16 protein-coding genes and 2 tRNA genes are annotated in these 22251 nt (G+C 69.0%); 2 read left to right on the forward strand and 16 right to left on the reverse strand.

The window, feature by feature from the left end; all coding sequences use genetic code 11:
- Positions 1-53 precede the first annotated feature (53 nt).
- The 10 genes from ACZ69Q_RS29415 to ACZ69Q_RS29460 all read right to left on the reverse strand — a co-directional run bounded on the left by ACZ69Q_RS29415 (position 54) and on the right by ACZ69Q_RS29460 (position 13731).
- Entirely contained in the window at positions 54-1562 is a 1509-nt protein-coding gene (locus ACZ69Q_RS29415) for a CYTH and CHAD domain-containing protein (protein WP_471047232.1), read from the reverse strand.
- Between the two features lie 166 nt (positions 1563-1728).
- A complete protein-coding gene (gene rodA, locus ACZ69Q_RS29420) occupies positions 1729-2928 on the reverse strand; it encodes a rod shape-determining protein RodA (protein WP_471047233.1) in 1200 nt (399 codons plus the stop codon).
- Positions 2925-5186, reverse strand: a complete 2262-nt coding sequence (gene mrdA / locus ACZ69Q_RS29425) for a penicillin-binding protein 2 (protein ID WP_471047235.1) — start codon at positions 5184-5186, stop codon at positions 2925-2927. The genes rodA and mrdA overlap by 4 nt, the downstream gene beginning before the upstream one ends.
- A gap of 127 nt (positions 5187-5313) precedes the next feature.
- Positions 5314-5994: a rod shape-determining protein MreD gene (gene mreD / locus ACZ69Q_RS29430; RefSeq protein ID WP_471047238.1), complete on the reverse strand. Its 681-nt coding sequence runs from the start codon at positions 5992-5994 to the stop codon at positions 5314-5316.
- A gap of 13 nt (positions 5995-6007) precedes the next feature.
- A complete protein-coding gene (gene mreC, locus ACZ69Q_RS29435) occupies positions 6008-7057 on the reverse strand; it encodes a rod shape-determining protein MreC (RefSeq protein ID WP_471047241.1) in 1050 nt (349 codons plus the stop codon).
- A 184-nt stretch (positions 7058-7241) separates the two neighbouring features.
- Positions 7242-8261, reverse strand: a complete 1020-nt coding sequence (locus tag ACZ69Q_RS29440) for a rod shape-determining protein (protein ID WP_004931372.1) — start codon at positions 8259-8261, stop codon at positions 7242-7244.
- A 281-nt stretch (positions 8262-8542) separates the two neighbouring features.
- Positions 8543-8956, reverse strand: a complete 414-nt coding sequence (gene ndk, locus ACZ69Q_RS29445) for a nucleoside-diphosphate kinase (RefSeq protein WP_129802331.1) — start codon at positions 8954-8956, stop codon at positions 8543-8545.
- An 81-nt stretch (positions 8957-9037) separates the two neighbouring features.
- Positions 9038-9394, reverse strand: coding sequence for a DUF4233 domain-containing protein (locus ACZ69Q_RS29450; RefSeq protein WP_471047244.1), 357 nt, complete (start codon positions 9392-9394; stop codon positions 9038-9040).
- A gap of 9 nt (positions 9395-9403) precedes the next feature.
- Positions 9404-10906: a bifunctional tetrahydrofolate synthase/dihydrofolate synthase gene (gene folC, locus ACZ69Q_RS29455; RefSeq protein WP_471047246.1), complete on the reverse strand. Its 1503-nt coding sequence runs from the start codon at positions 10904-10906 to the stop codon at positions 9404-9406.
- 200 nt (positions 10907-11106) lie between these two features.
- Positions 11107-13731, reverse strand: coding sequence for a valine--tRNA ligase (locus ACZ69Q_RS29460; protein WP_471047249.1), 2625 nt, complete (start codon positions 13729-13731; stop codon positions 11107-11109).
- Positions 13732-13867: 136 nt separating this feature from the next.
- On the opposite strand from ACZ69Q_RS29460, the gene ACZ69Q_RS29465 reads away from it, so the two are divergent.
- On the forward strand, positions 13868-14863 hold the full coding sequence (locus ACZ69Q_RS29465) for a hypothetical protein (RefSeq protein ID WP_471047252.1): 996 nt from the start codon (positions 13868-13870) through the stop codon (positions 14861-14863).
- Positions 14864-14933: 70 nt separating this feature from the next.
- Here the strand turns inward: ACZ69Q_RS29465 and clpX are convergent, their stop codons facing one another.
- The 5 genes from clpX to ACZ69Q_RS29490 form a co-directional block, all read right to left on the reverse strand.
- Positions 14934-16217: an ATP-dependent Clp protease ATP-binding subunit ClpX gene (clpX, locus tag ACZ69Q_RS29470; protein WP_030967070.1), complete on the reverse strand. Its 1284-nt coding sequence runs from the start codon at positions 16215-16217 to the stop codon at positions 14934-14936.
- A gap of 180 nt (positions 16218-16397) precedes the next feature.
- Positions 16398-17078 (reverse strand): ATP-dependent Clp protease proteolytic subunit, encoded by a 681-nt coding sequence (locus tag ACZ69Q_RS29475; protein ID WP_471047255.1) that lies wholly within the window; start codon positions 17076-17078, stop codon positions 16398-16400.
- Positions 17079-17129: 51 nt separating this feature from the next.
- The gene (locus ACZ69Q_RS29480) at positions 17130-17738 is read right to left on the reverse strand and encodes an ATP-dependent Clp protease proteolytic subunit (RefSeq protein ID WP_030967072.1); all 609 of its coding nucleotides are present in this window, start codon (positions 17736-17738) and stop codon (positions 17130-17132) included.
- Between the two features lie 361 nt (positions 17739-18099).
- Positions 18100-19494, reverse strand: coding sequence for a trigger factor (gene tig / locus ACZ69Q_RS29485; protein WP_471047258.1), 1395 nt, complete (start codon positions 19492-19494; stop codon positions 18100-18102).
- Positions 19495-19704: 210 nt separating this feature from the next.
- A tRNA-Pro gene (locus tag ACZ69Q_RS29490) sits at positions 19705-19781 on the reverse strand.
- A 131-nt stretch (positions 19782-19912) separates the two neighbouring features.
- Between ACZ69Q_RS29490 and ACZ69Q_RS29495 the strand changes: the two genes are divergently transcribed.
- Positions 19913-19983 (forward strand) — tRNA-Gly (locus ACZ69Q_RS29495).
- A gap of 62 nt (positions 19984-20045) precedes the next feature.
- On the opposite strand, the gene ACZ69Q_RS29500 is transcribed toward ACZ69Q_RS29495, so the two are convergent.
- Complete coding sequence (locus ACZ69Q_RS29500; protein ID WP_471047261.1) at positions 20046-22199, reverse strand: serine/threonine-protein kinase; 2154 nt, start codon at positions 22197-22199, stop codon at positions 20046-20048.
- Between the last annotated feature and the right edge of the window lie 52 nt (positions 22200-22251).

Consider the following 22251-nt stretch of genomic DNA (forward strand, 5'->3'; position numbering starts at 1 on the left):
GGGTGACCATCTAGCCTAACGCGACCGCGGACACCCTTTGTCCGTCCGAAGGCTCACAGGACGTCCGTCCCGCTCTTGATCCCGTCCCAGAACCCGGGCAGCTCGGCCTCCGCGGCCGCCGCGCGCTGCTCCTCACGCCCGTACAGCAGTCCGTAGGTGAAGGCGCTCTCCCCGGCCGCGTGCGCGACCGCGGACAGCTCGCGCAGGGTCTGGCGGGCCATGACGCTGTCCTGGTGCTCGCCGAGCAGGTTCTGCAGCGCCTTCATCGTCTTGACCAGGTCCTTCGCCGGCCTGCCGAGCGCCGGGGTGGCCGCCTCCGCCGCGTAGCGGGTGCGCTTGGTCTTCTTGCGGGCCTCGTGGATGGCCACGTCCCGGTCGTGACCGGGGTCCAGCTCCAGGGCCTGCTCGACCAGCGCGGAGACCTTCCCGAAGTCCTTCTTCACGGCCTTGGGCAGGGCTTTGCCGGGCTTGTGTCCGGCCGCCTTGCGCAGCGGCGGATCGGCGAGCAGTGCGTCCAGGGCGTCGAGCAGGGCCAGGTAGCGGTGGGAGTCGAGGATCCCGATCAGCCGGCTGCTCGCCCCGCCGGGCCTGTCGCCCGCCCAGTGGCTGATCCGCTCGGCGACCGGACCCGAGACCAGCGGTGGGGGCACCTCCTCGAGTGCCGCGCTCAGGCGTTCGTTGAGCACCTCGCGGTCCCGGTCCACGCCCAGCTCACCGGCGAGCCACTTCAGCTCGTCGCCGATCGGGTCGGTGACCGACCGGTCGAGGACCTTGCCGAAGGACTTGAAGGTGCTGCGCATCCGCCGGGTCGCGACGCGCATGCTGTGGACGGAGTCCTCGGCGTCCTGGCGTACGGCGGGGTCGAGCTCGACGATCGCGTCCCGCTGGGCCCGGACATACGCGAGCACATGGTCACCGGCCGTCACAAGGTCCGCGTCCTCGGCGGGCCCGGGGGCGAGCTTCTTCGGAGCGGTCTCGGCCAGGGCCCGCGCGAGCTTGGACGCCGACTTCGACGGCCGTACCCCTGCCTTGCGCAGCCGCTTCTCCACCTTGTCGAGGAAGGCGGGGTCGCCGTCGTCGGCCAACTCCACCTCCATCTCGGTCCATTGGGCGCTGCCGTCCCCTCCGGCGAGCCGTTGCGCGTGTACGGCGTCCACACTGACCTCGGCCAGCAACCCGCCGTCGGCGTCCACGAGATGGCGCACATCCCGGTCGGAACGCAGCCGGACCACCGGCACCAGTTCGGCGCCGCGGACCCGGGAGCGGACGAGCCCGGCGAGCGCGCCGGGCAGTTCGTCGGACAGCGGGGCCTGGATCTCGTCCCGCACCCCCCGGGCGATGGGGAACTTCAGATGCCAGCCGGCGTCGGAGCCGCCTGTTCTACGGCGCAGTGTGATCGACGAGGCGGCGAGGCGCTGGTCCGCGGTGTCGTAGTACGTGGCGTCCAAGTGCGCGACACCCTTGTCGACGACGGAAGCGACCCCGGCGACGCCGGTCAGATCGGGCAGGCCGCTGTCGTCGGATTCATACTTCCGCTCGATTTCGCGCTTCGTGTCCGCCATGAACCGAATCTAATCGGAGTCACGACGAGATGACAGGGCTTACCAGCCATGAACCGCAGGCAAACGGGCGGTGAAGGCAGAGGGAATGGCCTATTCCGTGCACGGCACGCGGCGGCGCGGAAACGCCGCGCCGCCGGGCACCCACTGCCTCAGCCGATCACCGAGGTCACGCCGACATCGGACGTTGGACCCGGATCGACTGGAGCAGCCCCACGGCCACCCACACCGCGAACATCGACGATCCGCCATAGGAGACGAACGGCAACGGCAGACCCGTCACCGGCATGATCCCCAGCGTCATCCCGATGTTCTCGAACGCCTGGAAAGCGAGCCACGCCACGATCCCGGCCGCGACGATGGTCCCGTACAGCTCGGTCGTCTCACGGGCGATCCGGCAGGCCCGCCACAGGATCACACCGAGGAGCACGATGATCAGCCCGCCGCCGAGGAAGCCGAGCTCCTCCCCCGCCACCGTGAAGACGAAGTCGGTCTGCTGCTCCGGCACGAACTGGCCGGTGGTCTGCGAGCCGTGGAACAGCCCCGATCCCGCGAGCCCGCCCGAACCGATGGCGATGCGCGCCTGGTTGGTGTTGTAGCCGACGCCCGCCGGGTCGAGATCGGGATTGGCGAAGGCGGCGAAACGGGCGATCTGGTAGTCGTCCAGGACGCCGAGCTGCCAGACCGCGATAGCGCCGATGGTCCCCGTCCCGATCAGTCCGAAGACCCAGCGGTTGGAGGCACCGGACGCGAGCAGCACGCCCAGCACGATCACCACCATGACCATGACCGACCCGAGGTCGGGCATGAGCAGCACGATCAGCATCGGCACCGTGGCCAGGCCCAGCGCCTGCATCACCGTGCGGTGGTCCGGGTACGGTTTGTCGCCCGCGTCCACTCTCGCCGCCAGCAGCATCGCCATGCCCAGGATGATCGTGACCTTCACGAACTCCGAGGGCTGCAGGGAGAAGCCGCCGGGGAGCTTGATCCAGGAGTGGGCGCCGTTGATGGTGGAGCCGAGCGGTGTGAGCACCAGCAGGATCAGGAAGACCGACAGGCCGTACAGGATCGGCACGGCCGTGCGCAGCGCGCGGTGGCCCAGCCACACCGTCCCTATCATCAGCGCCAGCCCGATGCCGGTGTTCAGGAAGTGCCGGATCAGGAAGTAGTACTGGTCGCCCTGGTTGAGCTCGGTGCGGTTACGGGTCGCCGAGTACACGAGGAGCGCGCCCATCATGGACAGGGCCGTCGCCGACAGCAGTATCGGCCAGTCCAGCCGGCGGGCCATCGAGTCGCGGGCGAACAGGCGGGTCCAGCCCGCCCGTTCCGGCCCGTACCCGGAGACCTGGAAACTGTTGGCGCCGGTCATGTCAGCATCCTCCGGCTTCCCCGCTTGCGGCCGCCGCGTCGCCGGCGCCGGGTGTCCCGGTTCTCGGCCGTGGGCGTCGCCGCCGTCCCGGCGAGCTGCTGCTCGTCGGTCGAGTCCTCACCCTTCTGGGTGACCCGCTGCTCCTTCGCCGGGTCCTTGGAGACCTTGGGCGAGGCCATGGTGCCGTCCGTACGGACCTTCGGCAGGCTCTTCTGCGGCGTGGGCAGCAGCGCGTTCTTCTTGTTGATCGTGCCGTCGTCGGAGACGCCGTACAGCGCGTCGTAGATGTTGCGCACGGCCGGACCCGAGGCACCGGAGCCCGTACCACCCTGGGAGATCGTCATGACGACCGAGTAGTCCTTGGTGTACGTGGCGAACCAGGAGGTCGTCTGCTTGCCGTAGACCTCCGCGGTACCGGTCTTGGCGTGCATCGGGATCTTGTCCTGCGGCCAGCCGACGTCGGCGAACCGCCAGGCCGCCGTGCCGCGGGTGGCGACGCCGGCGAGGGCGTCGTCCATCTCGGCCAGCGTCTTCTGGCTTATCGGCAGCTTGCCGTGGGACTTGGGCTGGATCTCCGCGACGGACTTGCCGTCGGCGCTGACCACGGCCTTGCCGACGGCCGGGTCGTAGAGGGTGCCGCCGTTGGAGATGGCCGCGTAGATCGTGGCCATCTGGATCGGGGTGACGAGGGTGTCGCCCTGTCCGATGGAGTAGTTGACGGAGTCACCGGCGCGCATCCGGTTGCCTTCGAGGCAGTTCTCGTAGGCGATCTTCTCGGCGTACGAGCCGTCCTTCTTGCCGTACTTGCACCAGGCGTCCTTGTTGGCCTTCCAGTAGTCCTGCTTCCACTGGCGGTCGGGGATGCGCCCTGTGACCTCGTTGGGCAGGTCGATGCCGGTCTCCGCACCGAGGCCGAACTGGTGGGCCGTCTTGTAGAACCAGTCGTTGGCGTTCTTCTTCGGCTTGGTACCGCCGTCCCGCTTCCACTCCTCGTGGGAGAGCCGGTAGAACACGGTGTCGCAGGAGACCTCCAGGGCGCGGCCGAGGCTGATCGGGCCGTACCCCTTGGTCTCGAAGTTCTTGAAGACCTGGCCGCCGATCGAATACGAGCTGGAGCATTCGTAGGGGCCGTCGAAGGAGTAGCCGGCGTTGATCGCGGCGGCCGTGGGCACGACCTTGAAGATCGAGCCGGGCGCCGACTGGCCCTGGATGGCCCGGTTGAGCAGCGGGTAGTTGGAGGCCTTGCCCGTCAGCGTCCGGTAGTCCTTGGCGGAGATGCCGCCGACCCAGGCGTTGGGGTCGTAGGTCGGGTTGGACGCCATGGCGACGATGCGGCCGGTCTTGGCCTCCATCACCACGACCGCGCCCGAGTCCGCCTTGTACGGCTCGTTGGTGTTGCGGTCCCACTCCTGGCGGGCCTTCTTCATTGCGTCGTTCAGCTCGTACTCGGCGATGCGCTGCACGCGGGCGTCGATGCTGGTGACGAGATTGGAGCCGGGCTGTGCGGCGTCGGCCTTGGCCTGGCCGATGACGCGGCCGAGGTTGTCGACCTCGTAGCGGGTGACGCCGGCCTTGCCGCGCAGCTCCTTGTCGTACTGGCGCTCCAGGCCGGAGCGGCCGACCTGGTCGGAGCGCAGGTAGGGCGAGTCGGTGTCCTGGGCCTTCTGGAGCTCCTCGTCGGTGACCGGCGAGAGGTAGCCGAGGACCTGGGCGGTGTTGGACTTGCCGGGGGCCGGGTAGCGGCGGACGGCCTGCGGCTCGGCGGTGATGCCGGGGAAGTCCTCGGCGCGCTCGCGGATCTGGAGGGCCTGCTTGGCGGTGGCCTCGTCGGTGATGGGGATCGGCTGGTACGGCGAGCCGTTCCAGCACGGCTGCGGCGTTTTGGCGTCGCACAGCCGGACCTTCTCCATGACCTCCTGGGGCTTCATGCCCAGCACGCCGGCGAGCTTGGTCAGGACCCCCTTGCCGTCCTCCGGCATCTTCAGCAGGTCCGTGCGGGAGGCGGAGACGACCAGCCGGGTCTCGTTGTCGGCGAGCGGCACCCCGCGCGCGTCCAGGATCGAGCCGCGCACGGCGGGCTGGACGACCTGCTGGACGTGGTTGCCGGACGCCTCCTTGGCGTAGGCGTCGCCCTCGCGGATCTGGAGGTACCACAGGCGCCCGCCGAGGGTGCCGAGGAGGGAGAGGACGAGGATCTGGATGACGATGAGCCGGATCTGGACACGTGGCGTCCGGCCGGTCTCGGGGATGTTGGTCACTGCGCTGCCTCCCCCTCTCAGTACGAGTACCAGTGCGGATACGACTGTGTGCGTTCGAGTGATGAACGATCGGCCCGCAAGGCCGGGTTCCTCCCGGACTCACCCCTGCGGGTGAACTCCCCTGTCCTCACAGCCGCTTGACCCCCTTGATGCGCCCGGCGCGGGCCGTGCGCGCCGTGCGCGCCTTCACTTTCAGACTGCCCAGGCCGCCGCGCTGGCCGCCGATCCGCAGGCCGGTGCCGCCGGAGAGCCAGCCCGAGGAGATGTCGGCCTTCTTGGCCTGGGAGCTGGTGTCGGCGAGCGGGTCGTTCTCCGCGCGCCGGGCCAGCGCCATGATCCCGGGGACGACGAACGGCGCGAGCAGCAGGTCGTACAGGGCCGCCGTGAACAGCAGGCTGCCGAGCCCGACATGACGCGCGGCGGTGTCCCCGACGAGGGCGCCGACTCCGGCGTACAGCAGGGTCGTGCCGATCGCGGCGACGACCACGACGACCATCGGCCCGGTGGCCGACTTGAGCCGGCCGTTGTCCGGCTTGATGAGTCCGGCGAGGTAGCCGATCACGCACAGCACCAGCGCATTGCGGCCGGCGACATGGTCGGCGGGCGGGGCGAGGTCGGCGAGCAGACCGGCGCCGAAGCCGACGAGGGCGCCGCCGACATGGCCGTAGACCATGGCGAGGCCCAGCACTGTGAGCAGCAGCAGATCGGGGACGGCGCCCGGCAGATGCAGGCGGGCCAGGACGCTCACCTGCAGCACCAGGGCGACGACGACCAGAGCGGAGGAGAGCAGGATTCGGTTGACGCGCATCGGGCTTCAGCTCCTACTGCTCTTGCTCGTACTGGTTCTGTCCGTCGCCCGGAGGCTGGTACTGGCCGTCGGCCCGGGGCTCGTACAGCCCGTCGGCCAGCGGCTGGTCCTGGTCGTCCGTCTGCGGCTGCTCCTGGCCGTCGGCCGAGGGGTCGGCGCCCGGTGTGACCGTGACCGTCACGGTAGGCCTGGGAGTCGGCTTGGGCTTGGCGGGGAGCACCGTGTCGCGCGGGTCCTTGGTGGGGGCCTGGACGACGACGCCGACGATGTCGAGCTTGGAGAAGCCGACGTACGGCGTGACGTAGAGGGTGCGGGTCAGGTCGCCGCCGGACGGGTCCACGCGGGAGACGACACCGACGGGGACGCCCGGCACGAAGGGCTTGTCGGCCTGCGAGCCGAAGGTGACGAGCCGGTCGCCCTTCTTCACCTCGGCCTTGCCGTTGAGGAGTTCGACGCGCAGGGGGCGGTCCCCCTGGCCGGAGGCGAAGCCGAGCTCGTCGGTGGACTCCATGCGCGTGCCGACGGTGAAGTCGGGGTCGTTGGCGAGGAGCACGGTCGCGGTGTTGGGGCCGACGGTGGTGACCCGGCCGACCAGCCCGTCGCCGTTCAGGACGGTCATGTCGCGCCGGATGCCGTCGTTGGCGCCGACGTCGATGGTGATGGTCCAGGAGAAGCCCTGGGCCGCTCCTATGGCGATGACCTCGGCGCCCTTGATGCCGTACTGGCCCGCACCCGCGATCTTCAGCATCTTGTCGAGCTGCTTCAGCCGGCTGTTGTCGCGGTCTTCGCTGCCGAGCTTCGCCTTGAGGGCGGCGTTCTCCTGCTCCAGTTGGGCGAGCCGGTCGTGGCGCTCGCCGGAGTCACGGATCGCGGCGACCGCGTTGCCGACCGGGTTCACCGCGGTCGACACACCGTCCTCGATCGGGCCGAAGACCGTGGCGGCGGCCTGGCGGGCACCGTCGACCGGAGAATCCTCACCACCGCGGATATCCACCGTGATCAGTGCGAACGCGATGGCGATCAGCAGCACCAGGAGCAGCCGGCTCTCTCGTGTGTCCCTCACGTGCGGCGGCCGTGCCCTTCCTCATTGGAATGTGCAGAGGTTTTTGGTCTTCAAAAAGCGTTCAGAGGTGTCGGTCTTCAGATGTTTCGGATGCGCAGAGACTTATGTGTGAGCTTATGCCTCTATATCAACGATCCGCCGTACGAGAGGAGATCATCCCGTACGGCGGAACCGAAGAGTTACTTCATCTGCGCGGCTGGGCGTCGAGCACCTGCTGCAACGCCTCGAACTCCTCGACACACTTGCCGGAGCCGAGCGCCACGCTGTCCAGCGGGTCCTCGGCGATGTGGATCGGCATGCCGGTCTCGCGGCGCAGCCGCTCGTCGAGGCCGCGCAGCAGGGCGCCGCCGCCGGTCAGAACGATTCCTCGGTCCATGATGTCGCCGGACAGCTCCGGCGGGCACTTGTCGAGGGTCGTCTTCACGGCGTCCACGATGGCGTTGACCGGCTCCTCGATGGCCTTGCGCACCTCGGCCGCGGAGATGACGACGGTCTTCGGCAGCCCGGAGACGAGGTCCCGGCCACGGATCTCGGTGTGCTCGTCGGCGTCGAGGTCGTACGCCGAACCGATCGTGATCTTGATCTGCTCGGCCGTCCGCTCACCCAACAGAAGGGAGTACTCCTTCTTGATGTGCTGGATGATCGCGTTGTCCAGCTCGTCACCCGCGACGCGGATTGACTGGGCGGTGACGATGCCGCCGAGCGAGATGACCGCGACCTCCGTGGTGCCGCCGCCGATGTCGACCACCATGTTGCCCGTGGCCTCGTGGACCGGCAGGCCGGAGCCGATGGCCGCGGCCATGGGCTCCTCGATGATGTGCACCTGGCGGGCGCCGGCCTGGGACGACGCCTCGATGACGGCGCGGCGCTCGACACCGGTGATGCCCGAGGGCACACAGACGACGACCCGCGGGCGAGCCAGATAACGGCGCTTGTGGATCTTCAGGATGAAGTAGCGGAGCATTCGCTCGGTGATCTCGAAGTCGGCGATCACACCGTCCTTCAGCGGACGCACGGCGACGATGTTGCCGGGCGTGCGCCCGATCATCTTCTTCGCCTCGGCGCCGACGGCGAGGATGCCGCCGGTGTTCGTGTTGATCGCGACGACGGACGGTTCGTTGAGTACGATCCCGCGACCCCTGACGTACACCAGCGTGTTGGCGGTCCCGAGGTCGACAGCCATGTCACGGCCGATGAACGACATTGAGTTCCCCATCAGGATTCGTCTGGCCTTCCTGGGAGCGTTTGATGGCTTGTCAGGACGGCGAAGTGGGTGCTGTGACGTGAAGGCTTCCATCGTAGACGCGCCTGCACGAACACTGCGGGAGGGTCTTCGCCATTGTCAGCAGATGGCGAGTCGCCCCGCTTGTGGAGACGGGCCATCGGGGGCACTCGTTCCCTCGATCGCCGCGCATATGCACTCGGTATCCATTCGGGTGTGGAGACTTCAATCCCCACACCCATTCCGTTCAACTACACAGGGCGTTACGCACGGCCCGGAAAGAAGATCTTCACCTCGCGCTCGGCGGACTCCTCGGAGTCGGAGGCGTGGATGAGGTTCTCACGGACGATCACACCGTAGTCACCGCGGATGGAGCCGGGCGCCGCGGCGATCGGGTCGGTCGGACCGGCGAGGGCACGCAGTCCCTCGATGACCCGCTCGCCCTCGACGATCATGGCGACGACCGGGCCGGAGGCCATGAACTCCACCAGCGGCTCGTAGAAGGGCTTGCCCTTGTGCTCGCCGTAGTGCTGCTCCAGGGTCTCCTGATCCAGGGTGCGCAGCTCCAGCGCGGTGATCTGCCAGCCGGCCTTGCGCTCGATGCGGCTGATGATCTCGCCGGTCAGGCCGCGGCGGACTGCGTCGGGCTTGAGCAGGACGAGGGTGCGCTGGGTCACGGGAGGGCTCCTTCTTACTGCGGTGTGCGGTGGATGCCGGTGGACGGTGGGATGAGGTTACAGGGCGTGTCCAGGCGCCCGTCACGCAGCGTCAGGTGTGGAGGAGTCCGCCTGAGCGGCGAATCTCGCCCTCGCCTCGTCGACCTTCTTGCCGTAGTGCACAGAAGCCCACCAAAGTGCCGCGAAGATCGCGCCCAGGAAGAACATCGTGGGAACAATGAACCCGGACGCGATGAGCGCGACCTGCAGGGCCCAGCCGAGCGCGACGCCGCCGGGGCGGGTCACCATGCCGCACAGCAGCACGCACAGGAGCATCGCGATGCCGCTGACCGTCCACACCGTCGACATGGCCAGATCCGGGTCCTTCATCGCGACCAGACCGGCAAAGCCGACGACGAAGAACTCGCCGATCAGGGTCGAGGAACAGAGGGTACGCATCTTTCGGACTCAGCCCTTCCCCAGCAGCAGCCGGGCCTCGCCGACCGTGATGACGGACCCGGTGACCAGCACACCGCCGCCCGTGAACTCGCCCTCCTCCTCGGCCAGCGTGATCGCGGCCTCCAGGGCGTCCGGCAACCGCGGCTCGACCTGCACACGCTCGTCGCCGAACACCTCGACGGCGATGGCCGCGAGCTCGTCGGCATCCATGGCGCGGTGGGAGGAGTTCTGCGTGACGACGACCTCGGCGAAGATCGGCTCGAAGGCCTCCAGCAGTCCGCGCACGTTCTTGTCGCCGCTCGCGCCGACGACGCCGATGAGCCGGCTGAAGTCGAAGGCCTCACCGATCGCCTCGGCGGTCGCCCGCGCACCGGCCGGGTTGTGGGCGGCGTCCAGCACGACGGTCGGAGAGCGCCGTACGACCTCCATCCGGCCCGGCGTGGCGACGGCCGCGAACGCCTTGCGGACCGTGTCGATGTCCAGCGGCTCGGCCCGTGCGGCCCCGACGCCGAAGAACGCCTCCACGGCGGCGAGGGCGACGGCGGCGTTGTGCGCCTGGTGCGCGCCGTGCAGCGGCAGGTACACCTCGGCGTACTCACCACCGAGACCACGCAGAGTGACCAACTGCCCGCCGACGGCGACCTGGCGTGCGACGACCCCGAACTCCAGGCCCTCGCGCGCGACGGTGGCGTCGACCTCCACGGCCTTCTTCAGCAGCACCTGGGCGGCGTCCACCGGCTGCTGGGCCATGATCACGGTGGCGTCCTGCTTGACGATGCCGGCCTTCTCGACGGCGATCTCGCCCGGAGTGGAGCCCAGCCGGTCGGTGTGGTCGAGGTCTATCGGCGTCACGACGGCGACGTCACCGTCGATGACGTTGGTGGCGTCCCAGGAGCCGCCCATGCCCACTTCCACGACGGCGACGTCGACGGGCGCGTCCGCGAAGGCCGCGTACGCCATGCCCGTGAGCACCTCGAAGAAGGACAGGCGGTACTCCTGCGAGGAGTCGACCATCTCGACGTAGGGCTTGATGTCGTTGTACGTCTCGATGAAGCGCTCGGCGGAGACCGGGGCGCCGTCGAGGCTGATCCGCTCGGTGACCGACTGGACGTGCGGCGAGGTGTAGCGGCCGGTGCGCAGCTCGAAGGCGCCGAGGAGGGCCTCGATCATGCGGGCGGTCGACGTCTTGCCGTTGGTGCCGGTGATGTGGATCGAGGGGTACGACCGCTGGGGTTCGCCCAGGACGTCCATGAGCGCGGCGATGCGGCTGACCGAGGGCTCCAGCTTGGTCTCGCCCCAGCGGGTGGCGAGCTCCGCCTCGACCTCGCGCAGGGCCTTGTCGACCTCGGGGTCCTCGGGGCGCGCGGGCACGTCCGCTTCCGGCGGGCCGCCCTGGGTGCGCAGGGTTCGGCTGCCGGCCTCGATGACGGCGAGGTCCGGGTCCCGGTCGGTCTCGGCCGCGATGATCTCTTCGAAGGGGTCGAGGGGGTCGGGCTCGTTCTGGTCGCTCACGGGGCCAGTCTACGGAGGGCGACTGACAGTGCGCCCAGGGAGTGGGGTGTCGTGGGTTGCCGGGCGGCCAAGGGTGAGTCCTGGCTGGTCGCGCCCACGCGGCGGAGCCGCACATCGAAACAGACCCGCGTCCCCAAGAGACGTAGGCGAAGGCCCCCGGCGCCGCATGGCACCGGGGGCCCTCATAGCCGTACGAACACCTACGCCTGCGGCAGGCGCTCCAACTGGGCGGCGATCCGGGCGATGTCCTCGTCCGCCTTCGCGAGGCGGCCGCGGATCTTCTCCACGACGTTGTCCGGGGCCTTCGCCAGGAACGCCTCGTTGCCGAGCTTGGCGGTGGCCTGGGCCTTCTCCTTCTCGGCGGCCGCCAGGTCCTTCGCGAGGCGCTTGCGCTCCGCCGCGACGTCGATCGTGCCGGACAGGTCCAGCGCGACCGTCGCGCCGGCGACCGGGAGGGTCGCCGTCGCCGAGAAGCTCTCGCCCTCCGGCTGGAGGCGGAGCAACTGGCGGATGGCGGCCTCGTGGGGGGCCAGCGCCGTGCCGTCCAGCGTCAGCCGCGCGGGCACCCTCTGGCCGGGCTGGAGGCCCTGGTCGGCGCGGAAGCGGCGGACCTCGGTGATGACCGACTGGAGGGACTCGATCTCCTGCTCGGCGCCCTGGTCACGGAAGCCGCTGTCGCTCGGCCACTCGGCGATCACGATCGACTCGCCGCCGGTGAGGGTGGTCCACAGGGTCTCGGTGACGAACGGGACCACCGGGTGCAGCAGCTTCAGGGTGACGTCCAGGACCTCGCCGAGGACGCGCTTGGAGACCTCGGCCGGCTCGCCGCCCGCCTGGAACGTCGTCTTCGAGAGCTCGACGTACCAGTCGAAGACCTCGTCCCACGCGAAGTGGAAGAGGGCGTCGGACAGCTTGGCGAACTGGAAGTCCTCGTAGAACGCGTCGACTTCGGCGACGACGGAGTTCAGACGGGACAGGATCCAGCGGTCCGTGGAGGACATCGCGGACGGCTCGGGCAGCGGGCCGTCGACCGTCGCTCCGTTCATCAGCGCGAAGCGGGTCGCGTTCCAGATCTTGTTGGCGAAGTTGCGGGAGCCCTGGACCCAGTCCTCGCCGATCGGGACGTCGACGCCGGGGTTGGCGCCGCGGGCGAGGGTGAAGCGGAGGGCGTCGCTGCCGTACTTGTCCATCCAGTCCAGCGGGTTGACCGCGTTGCCGAAGGACTTCGACATCTTCTTGCCGAACTGGTCGCGGACCATGCCGTGCAGGGCGATGGTGTGGAACGGCGGGGTGCCGTCCATCGCGTACAGGCCGAACATCATCATCCGGGCGACCCAGAAGAAGAGGATGTCGTAGCCGGTGACCAGGACGGAGTTCGGGTAGAACTTCGCGAGCGACTCGGTCTGTTCGGGCCAGCCGAGGGTCGAGAAGGGCCACAGGCCGGAGGAGAACCAGGTGTCGAGGACGTCGGTGTCCTGACGCCAGCCCTCGCCGCTCGGCGGCTCCTCGTCGGGGCCGACGCAGACGACCTCACCCTCCGGGCCGTACCAGACCGGGATGCGGTGGCCCCACCACAACTGACGCGAGATGCACCAGTCGTGGAGGTTGTCGACCCAGTCGAAGTAGCGCTTCTCCATCTCCTGCGGGTGGATCTTGACGCGGCCGTCGCGGACCGCGTCACCGGCGGCCTTGGCGAGCGGGGCGACCTTGACCCACCACTGCATGGAGAGCCGGGGCTCGATGGTGGTCTTGCAGCGCGAGCAGTGGCCGACGGAGTGGACGTACGGCCGCTTCTCGGCGACGATCCGGCCCTCGGCGCGCAGCGCGGCGACGATGGCCGAGCGGGCCTCCAGCCGGTCCAGGCCCTGGAAGGGGCCGTGGGCGGTGATGACCGCGTGCTCGTCCATGATCGTGATGGCCGGCAGGTCGTGGCGCTGGCCGATCTCGAAGTCGTTCGGGTCGTGCGCCGGGGTCACCTTGACGGCACCGGTGCCGAACTCGGGGTCGACGTGGGTGTCGGCGACGACCGGGATCGAGCGCTCGGTCAGCGGCAGCTTGATGAGCTTGCCGACCAGGTGCTTGTAGCGCTCGTCGTCCGGGTGGACGGCGACGGCGGTGTCACCGAGCATCGTCTCGGCACGGGTGGTGGCGACGACGATGGTGTCGTCACCGTCGCCGTACTTCATGGAGACGAGCTCGCCGTCGTCGTCCTGGTACTCGACCTCGATGTCCGAGATGGCGGTCAGACAGCGGGGGCACCAGTTGATGATGCGCTCGGCGCGGTAGATCAGCTCGTCGTCGTAGAGCCGCTTGAAGATGGTCTGGACGGCCTGCGAGAGGCCCTCGTCCATGGTGAAGCGCTCACGCGACCAGGCGACGCCGTCACCGAGGCGCCGCATCTGCCCGCTGATCTGCCCGCCGGACTCGCCCTTCCACTGCCAGACGCGCTCGACGAAGGCCTCGCGGCCGAGGTCGTGGCGGGACTTGCCCTCCTTGCCGAGCTCGCGCTCGACGACGTTCTGCGTGGCGATACCGGCGTGGTCCATGCCGGGCTGCCACAGCGTCTCGTAACCCTGCATGCGCTTACGGCGCGTCAGGGCGTCGATGAGGGTGTGCTCGAAGGCGTGCCCGAGGTGCAGGCTGCCGGTGACGTTCGGCGGCGGGATGACGACGGTGTACGGCGCCTTGTCGCTCTTGGCGTCCGCCTCGAAGTAACCCCGCTCTACCCAGCGCTCGTACAGCGGCCCCTCTACATCGGCCGGCGCGTACTGGGTCGGCAGTTCGGTGTCGGGCGCTGGTGGCTGCTGCTGAGCGTTCTCGGTCACGGGCCCAGTTTAGGGGTGTCTCGGGGGTGTCCCGAAACGCGTTTGTTCTGTAACGGTGGGCACCCCGATGCCATGCGTTGCCTGTGTCTGCGCCAGGATGTCAGGAACACATAAGCATCTGGAGGGGAACCCAGAAATGAGCTACAACCAGCCGGGCCCGTACGGCGGGCAGCCTCAGCAGCCCGGTCCGTATGGCGGGCAGCCTCAGCAGCCCGGTCCCTACGGCCAGCAGCCGCAGGCACCCCAGCCCGGCTATGGCTACCCCCAGCAGACTCCGCCGGCCCAGCCCGGGTACGGCTACCCGCAGCAGCCCCCGCAGGGCGTCCCGCCCCAGCAGCCCTACGGCCAGCAGCCCCCGTACGGCCAACAGCAGCCCTACGGTCAGCAGCCGTACGGCATGCCGCAGCCGCCGGCGCCGGGTGGCGGCGGCAAGAAGACCGGCCTGATCATCGGCGCCGTGGCCGTAGTGGTCGCGATCGGCGTCGGCGCGTACTTCGTCTTCGGCGGCAGCAGCAGCGGCGCGGGCAACCTCGAGGACGACGGGGCGCACAAGCTGGCCACGCCCGAGAAGCTGCTCAGCGAGTACACCCGCGCCAGCAAGGTCGGCCAGTCCATCGGCGGGTCCAACGACACCGCCAAGGACCTGGAGAAGAGCGGCGTCAAGAACGGCGAGAGCGTCGTCGGCGTCTACTCGACGGCGGACCTGAGCGGTTACGACCCCAGCGACCCGAGCACCACGCCGGATCTCTCCGAGCTCGCGACGGCCAAGGGCATCACGTACTTCGGTGCCTACGGCGAGGTCGCAGACCCCGAGGCGGCGCTGGACAAGTTCTTCACCGACTTCAAGAAGTCGGCCGAGAAGGACTCCTCCTCCGGCTCCTCCGGGGCGGGCAAGACCGAGCTGGTCGGTGAGGCCGAGTCCGTCGACCTCGACGGCGCGGTCATGAAGTGCCAGGCGGCCAAGGGCACCGACCCGGCCACCAAGAAGGAGAAGACGGACTGGTTCTGCGCGTGGGCGGACTACAGCACCATCGCGATGGTGTCGCCCGGTGATGCCACCCAGGGCGTCCCCAAGGACGTCGCCGTGGACATCACCACGAAGGTCCGCGCGGAGATCCGCGTCAAGGCCTGACGCCCGAAGCGTCAAATGCGAAGGGGCCCCGGTCGGTTGACCGGGGCCCCTTCGCGTGTCCTTGGTGCGGCTACGCCGACTTCTGCTCGCCCGGTCCGCGGCGCGCGTCGCGCGGGATCAGGGTCGGGTTCACGTTCGAGTGGACGACGTCGGCCGTGATGACGACGCGGGCCACGTCCTTGCGGGACGGGATCTCGTACATCACGCCCTGGAGGACTTCCTCCATGATGGCGCGCAGGCCGCGGGCTCCGGTCTGGCGGAGGATGGCCTGGTCGGCGATGGCCTCGAGGGCCTCGCGCTCGAAGTCCAGCTCCACGCCGTCGAGTTCGAAGAGGCGCTGGTACTGCTTGACGAGGGCGTTGCGCGGCTCGACCAGGATCTGGAGCAGGGCCTCGCGGTCGAGGTTGTGGACCGAGGTGATGACCGGGAGACGGCCGATGAACTCAGGGATCATGCCGAACTTGACCAGGTCCTCCGGCATGACGTCCTCGAACTGGTCCTTGGCCTCCAGCTCCCGCTTGGAGCGGATCGTCGCGCCGAAGCCGATGCCCTTGGCGCCGGCCCGCGACTCGATGATCTTCTCCAGCCCGGCGAACGCGCCGCCCACGATGAACAGGACGTTCGTCGTGTCGATCTGGATGAACTCCTGGTGCGGGTGCTTGCGGCCGCCCTGCGGCGGGACCGAGGCCGTCGTGCCTTCGAGGATCTTCAGCAGGGCCTGCTGGACACCCTCGCCGCTGACGTCCCGGGTGATCGACGGATTTTCACTCTTACGCGCGACCTTGTCGATCTCGTCGATGTAGATGATCCCGGTCTCGGCCTTCTTGACGTCGTAGTCGGCCGCCTGGATCAGCTTCAGCAGGATGTTCTCGACGTCCTCGCCGACATAGCCCGCCTCCGTCAGCGCGGTGGCGTCGGCGATGGCGAACGGGACGTTCAGCATGCGCGCCAGGGTCTGCGCGAGCAGCGTCTTGCCGGAGCCCGTGGGGCCCAGCAGCAGGATGTTGGACTTCGCCAACTCGATGGCGTCGTCACGGCCTTGGGCGCCGCCGTTCTCGCCGGCCTGAACGCGCTTGTAGTGGTTGTAGACGGCGACGGAGAGCGCCTTCTTGGCGGCTTCCTGGCCGACCACATAGCCCTCGAGGAACTCGTAGATCTCGCGGGGCTTGGGGAGTTCCTCCCAGCGCACCTCGCTGGTCTCCGCGAGCTCTTCCTCGATGATCTCGTTGCAGAGATCGATGCACTCGTCGCAGATGTACACACCAGGGCCTGCGATGAGCTTCTTGACCTGCTTCTGGCTCTTGCCGCAGAACGAGCACTTGAGCAGATCGCCGCCGTCACCGATGCGTGCCACGGTGTGCTTCCCCTTCGCCTGGGAGACGCCTGGACGTTTTCGAATCCAGCGGCTCCTGGTGCTGCCTTATGTCGACGGTACCTTGCCTGGCCCCCCGTTCGGGCCCCCCTTGGCGCGGTTCACTTTGACGTGCACCGTCTCAAACCGTGCCAAGGGGCAGCAGACAATACCGGGTCCGCGTCAGCGAACGTCGGCGTTGTTCATCTTCCGGGTGGAGATGATCTGGTCGATCAGCCCGTACGACAGCGCGTCCTCGGCCGTGAGGATCTTGTCGCGCTCGATGTCCTCGCGGATCTTCTCGATCGGCGTGGTGGAGTGCTTGGCCAGCATCTCCTCGAGCTGCGCGCGCATCCGGAGGATCTCGTTGGCGGCGATCTCCAGGTCGGAGACCTGACCGCGGCCGGTCTCGCTGTACGGCTGGTGGATCAGCACACGGGCGTTGGGCAGCGCCATGCGCTTGCCGGGCGTACCGGCGGCCAGCAGGATGGCCGCGGCGGAGGCCGCCTGACCCATGCAGACCGTCTGGATGTCCGGCTTCACGAACTGCATCGTGTCGTAGATGGCCGTGAGCGCGGTGAAGGAGCCGCCGGGGCTGTTGATGTAGACCGAGATGTCCCGGTCGGGGTCCATCGACTCCAGGCACAGCAACTGCGCCATGACGTCGTTGGCGGAGGCGTCATCGATCTGCACGCCGAGGAAGATCACGCGCTCCTCGAAGAGCTTCGCGTACGGGTCGTACTCGCGGATGCCCTGCGAGGTGCGCTCCACGAAGCGCGGGATCACGTAGCGGGACTCGGCGGCGGGGCCGGTGTACTCGGCGCTCGTGCGGTCGTACAGGCCGCTGCCGGGGAAGTCGTTCACTGTCTGTCTCCTAGAGGCTGTGGCGGTCGGCTGGGGCTTTCAGGGGTGGCCTCAGGCCGCCCCGGTGCCGCCGCCGCCCGGCATGCCGGCGGCCGTCGGGATGACGTCGTCGATGAGGCCGTACTCCTTGGCCTCGAAGGCGTCGAACCAGCGGTCGCGGTCCGAGTCGCGGGTGATCTGCTCGACCGACTGGCCGGTGTGCTGGGAGGTGAGCTCGGCCATGCGCTTCTTGGTGTGCAGCAGCCGCTCGGCGTGGATCTTGATGTCGGAGGCCGAGCCCGCCAGGCCCGCGGAGGGCTGGTGGATCAGGATCTCGGCGTTCGGCAGCGCGAAGCGCTTGCCGGGGGTGCCCGCGCTGAGCAGGAACTGACCCATCGAGGCGGCGAGGCCCATGGCGATGGTCACCACGTCGTTCTTGATGAACTGCATGGTGTCGTAGATCGCCATACCGGCCGTGATCGAACCGCCCGGGCTGTTGATGTACAGGTAAATGTCCTTGTCCGGGTCGGCGGCAAGGAGCAGAAGCTGTGCGGTGATCTTGTTCGCGATGTCGTCGTCGACCGGCTGGCCGAGGAAGATGATCCGCTCGCCGAGCAGCCGGTTGTAGACCTGGTCGCCGAGGCCACCACCGATAGAGGGCTCGCCGGCGGCGTAGGGCATCAGATTCGTCACGTCTCCACCTGCTCGTCTTACGACGGCGCCGGGCCGTCTCACGTGTTCCCTGCGGGGGGCCCGGCGGTTTCGCCGACTTCCCTGCCCCCATACTCATGGACCCTAACGCGCAGGCTGTGCGGTGCCATCCCGGTTCCGGGAGTGTTCGCCGGGGGCGTAGAGCCGCCGGCGGTGGGCCGATGCCTGCGCGCCGTTGCTCCGCCGGGCCCTGGGCGGCTGCGGGATGCGTCGTGGCTGTTCGCGCAGTTCCCCGCGCCCCTCACCGGTGCTGCAGCAGCCGTACGAAAGAAGGGCCCCGGGGATATCGCATCCCCAGGGCCCTTCCTACGAGCTACTCGGTGCCGTGGGCTCAGCCCTCGGTCTTCTCCTCGGCGGCCTCGTCGGCGGTGCCCTCGGCGGCCTCGACCGTCTCGGTGGCCTGCTCGACCTCGTCCTCGTCGTCCAGGTCGATGACCTCGCCGTTGGTGTCCTTGACCACGGCCTTCTCGACCACGACGGCCAGGGCCTTGCCGCGGGCGACCTCGCCGACCAGGAGCGGAACCTGACCGCCCTCGACGACGGCCTGGGCGAACTGGTCGGGGGACATGCCGGAGGAGGCGGCGCGACGCATGAGGTGCTCGGTGAGCTCCTCCTGGTTGACGTTCAGCTTCTCCTGCTTGACGAGCTCGTCCAGCACGAACTGCGTCTTGATGCCCTTGACCGCGGCTTCCTTGGTCTCGGCGTCGAACTCCTCGACCGTCTTGCCCTGGATCTCGAGGTACTTCTCGAGGTCGAGGCCCATCTGGCCGAGCTGGTGGTGCTCGAGGTTGTGCTTACGGGTGTTGATCTCGTCCTCGAGCAGCTTCTCGGGGACGGGCACCTCGACCAGCTCGAGCAGCTTCTCCAGGACGCGCTCCTGGGCCTGCGTGGCCTGGTCGTACTGCTTCATGTTCTCGAGGCGCTTGCGGCTGTCGGCCTTGAGCTCGTCGAGGGTGTCGAACTCGGAGGCGAGCTGCGCGAACTCGTCGTCCAGCTCGGGCAGTTCGCGGGCTGCGACCTGGGTGACCTTGACGGTGACCTCGGCCTCCTTGCCGGCCGCCGAGCCGCCCTTGAGCTCGGAGGTGAAGGTGGCCTCGCCACCGGCCTCCACGCCCTTCACGGCGTCGTCGATGCCGTCCAGCAGCTCGCCGGAGCCGATGGTGTAGGAGACGCCGGAAGCGACGCCGTCCTCCAGGACCTCGCCGTCGACCTTGGCCTCCAGGTCGATGGTGACGACGTCGCCGTCCTCGGCGGCACGCTCGACCGGGGAGGTCGACGCGAAGCGCTCACGAAGCTGCTCGACCGACTTCTCGATGTCCTCGTCCGTCACCTCGACGGCGTCGACCTCGACCTCGATGCCGGAGTAGTCCGGGATCTCGATGGTCGGACGGATGTCGACCTCGGCGGTGAAGTTCAGCGTCTCGCCGTCCTTCAGCTCGGTGATGTCGACCTCGGGCTGGCCCAGGACGTTGAGATCGGCCTCGTTGACCGCCTCGGTGTAGAACTTCGGCAGCGCGTCGTTGACGGCCTCTTCCAGCACGGCGCCACGGCCGAACCGCTGGTCGATGACGCGGGCCGGGATCTTGCCCTTACGGAAGCCCTTCACCGTGACCTGCTGGTTGATCTTCTTGTACGCCGCGTCGAGGCTGTCCTTGAGCTCCTCGAAGGGCACCTCGACAGTGAGCCGAACCCGAGTCGGGTTCAGGGTCTCCACGGCGCTCTTCACGGTTCGGTCTCCTTGTGGCTGACTTCTTGGTTTCTGCCGGAGCCAGACTGGTCCGGCGGATTCGCCGCCCGGAGGACTTCGTGACTTCATACGGAGAGACACACGGGCGTGCAGCTTGCATAGTAACGGCAGCGGGGACACGCCCCCAAAGGCGATCACGGAAGGCGATCACACGAGGTCGTCGCGCATGTGGCCGGTCTTCACCGGTCCTGGTCGGGGTGGCGGGATTTGAACCCACGGCCTTCCGCTCCCAAAGCGGACGCGCTACCAAGCTGCGCCACACCCCGTGCTGGTGCGACACGTAGGGTACATGCCCGCAGGCAGTGGGGCCGCCGCATTTACGGGGTGTGCGACGAGGGGGGCCGACCCGCTACGATGCATCCTGTGCCGCGGTCATCTGACCTGCGGCGCGTCCTGTGCGGGCGTAGCTCAATGGTAGAGCCCTAGTCTTCCAAACTAGCTACGCGGGTTCGATTCCCGTCGCCCGCTCTGTACGACTCAGGGCCAGGCCAGAGGCAATTTCCTCCACCTGGCCCTGATCGTTTCCGGCGTCAGGTGCTCAGGTTGCGTACGTCCACCGTGTAGACGGAGCGGATGCCGTACGGGACGTAGAGGGCGTCGCCGACGAGGGTCAGTGGAGCGCCTATGCCGGTGGAGTCGGCGGTGCCGCCGTCGTCGCGGCCCTGGAGGGTGGCCTCGACCGTGCCGGTGCGCAGGTTCAGGGCGGCCAGGCGGCCGCTGGGGGACGCCAGATAGAGGTGGGTCGCGGAGGCGGTCGGCGGGCCCGGCGACTCCACGGTGGAGTTGCTCTCCCACAGCTTGCGCCCGCTGTCCGGAGCGATGGCGCGGACGCTGCCGCTGGAGGAGGTGACGTAGAGCGTGCCGTTCAGGAGAGTGGGGGTCGCGGCCTCGGGCTGGGGCTCGGACAGCCGTACCGTCGTCACGACGTGCGAGGCGGCGTTGATCAGGGTCAGGGTGCGGCGGGTTCCGGTCGTGTTGAGGACGACCAGGCGTCCGTCGGCCTGTCCGACGACGTCCTGGTCCTTGTCCACGGTCACGGTCCAGCGGGGGCGCCCCGTGGCCGGGTCGAGCTGCGTGAAGGACGTGCCGGCGATGGCGTCGTCGGCCCACTTCTGGCACACGAGGTAGGCGTTGCGGGCGGCGCTGCGCAGCAGGCACGTCTGGGCGTCCGGGGCCGGCAGCGGGCGTTTCCAGCGGACCTTGCCGTCCGCGGCGTCGAGCAGGGCGTACTGCCGCCCCTTCGGGCCGTAGACGGCGACGACGCCCTCGGGGATGGCGGCGGAGTAGCCCTGCTCGCTGTTCGGTTCCGTCGATTCCCGGCCGTCGCCGGTGACCGTCTTCCAGATCACCTTGCCGGTCTCGGCGTCCAGGGCCTGGATCGTGTAGCGGGAGGGGTTGAATTCGCCCTCGGCCCTGTCGTCGGCGCCGTACACGTACACGCGGCCGCTGCGGGCGGCGATGACCGTGCCCAGGTCGCTGCTGCCGAGCTCGTCGGGGGTGCCGTCGATCGGGCGGGCCCAGGTGTTGCTGCCGTCGGCGAGGGCGAAGCGGGTCGCCATGACGTCGTCGCCCGCGCAGACGAGGGACCTGCCGGTGGCCGCGCAGCGGCTGAACGGGCCGTCGGCCCCGATGGGGTCCTGGTCGGCGTTCGGATCCTTGGACTTCCTGTGCCACTCCTGCCAGCCGGCGGGCAGGTCGCGTGCGATCGGGGTCGGCTCCGAGGTGACCGCGAGGACCGTGAGGGTGGTCGCGGCGGTCAGGAGGAAGGCGCCTAGGGCGGAGGCGAGGAGGAGGCGTTTGCGCCGCCGGGAGCGTGGAGCCCTGGGGGCGTCCGCGGCGGGGACCGCCCGGGGGGCGGGTCGCGGGTCGGGGAGTTCGCCGTCGCGCAGGAGGTGGAGCAACTCGTCCGGCGACGGCCGGGATTTGGGATGCTTTTCCAGGCAGAACTGGACGAATGGGAGCAACTCGGGCGGAACCCCGTCGAGTTCCGGGGCGCCGTCGACCACTCGCAGGGCCGTCTCGTAGGGGCTCGGACTGTCGAAGGGGCCGCGGCCGGTGGCGGCGTAGGCGACGACCGAGCCGAGGGAGAAGACGTCGGCGGCGGGGCCCACGTCCTGCGGGGACGAGAACTGCTCGGGGGACATGAAGGGCGGGGTGCCCATCACGCGCCCCGTCTGGGTGAGCACGTCGGAGGCGGCGAACTCGGTGGCACGGGAGATGCCGAAGTCGATGACCCGGGGGCCGTCCTCGGCGAGCATCACATTGGCCGGTTTCAGGTCCCGGTGGACCATCCCGGCGCGGTGGATGTCCCGGATGGCCTCGGCGAGGCCGGCGGCGAGTTCGCGCAGTTGCGGCAGCGGCAGGGGGCCGTGGCGGCGGACGTGGGTGCCGAGGTCCTCGCCGGGGATGTAGAGCGTGGCCATCCAGGGGCGCGACGCGTCGGCGTCCGCGTCCACGACGGGGGCCGTGAAGGCGCCGCTGACCTGGCGGGCGGCGGCCACCTCGCGGCGGAAGCGGATGCGGAACTCGTCGTCGTCGGCGTACTGAGCGTGCACGACCTTGAGGGCGAGGCGGCGACCGGAGGCGGAGCGGGCCAGGTAGACCACGCCCATGCCGCCGGAGCCGAGGCGGTCCTCGATCCGGTAGCCCCCGACCTCAGCCGGGTCCGTTTCGCGCAGCGCCATCCCGTACGTCCCCCGTCCGCACCGTCGTTCCATCACGTTCGACGATCACGAA

The organism is Streptomyces sp. NPDC036764, assembly GCF_055609385.1.

What these genes read in the sequence shown, in the direction of transcription:
- ACZ69Q_RS29450 (WP_471047244.1), bottom strand. Translation starts at nt 9,394, where the DNA reads ATGCGTACCCTCTGTTCCTCGACCCTGATCGGCGAGTTCTTCGTCGTC.
- ACZ69Q_RS29440 (WP_004931372.1), bottom strand. Translation starts at nt 8,261, where the DNA reads ATGTCGTTCATCGGCCGTGACATGGCTGTCGACCTCGGGACCGCCAAC.
- ACZ69Q_RS29480 (WP_030967072.1), bottom strand. Translation starts at nt 17,738, where the DNA reads ATGCCCTACGCCGCCGGCGAGCCCTCTATCGGTGGTGGCCTCGGCGAC.
- rodA (WP_471047233.1), bottom strand. Translation starts at nt 2,928, where the DNA reads ATGACCGGCGCCAACAGTTTCCAGGTCTCCGGGTACGGGCCGGAACGG.
- ACZ69Q_RS29500 (WP_471047261.1), bottom strand. Translation starts at nt 22,199, where the DNA reads ATGGCGCTGCGCGAAACGGACCCGGCTGAGGTCGGGGGCTACCGGATC.
- mreD (WP_471047238.1), bottom strand. Translation starts at nt 5,994, where the DNA reads ATGCGCGTCAACCGAATCCTGCTCTCCTCCGCTCTGGTCGTCGTCGCC.
- ACZ69Q_RS29465 (WP_471047252.1), top strand. Translation starts at nt 13,868, where the DNA reads ATGAGCTACAACCAGCCGGGCCCGTACGGCGGGCAGCCTCAGCAGCCC.
- ACZ69Q_RS29415 (WP_471047232.1), bottom strand. Translation starts at nt 1,562, where the DNA reads ATGGCGGACACGAAGCGCGAAATCGAGCGGAAGTATGAATCCGACGAC.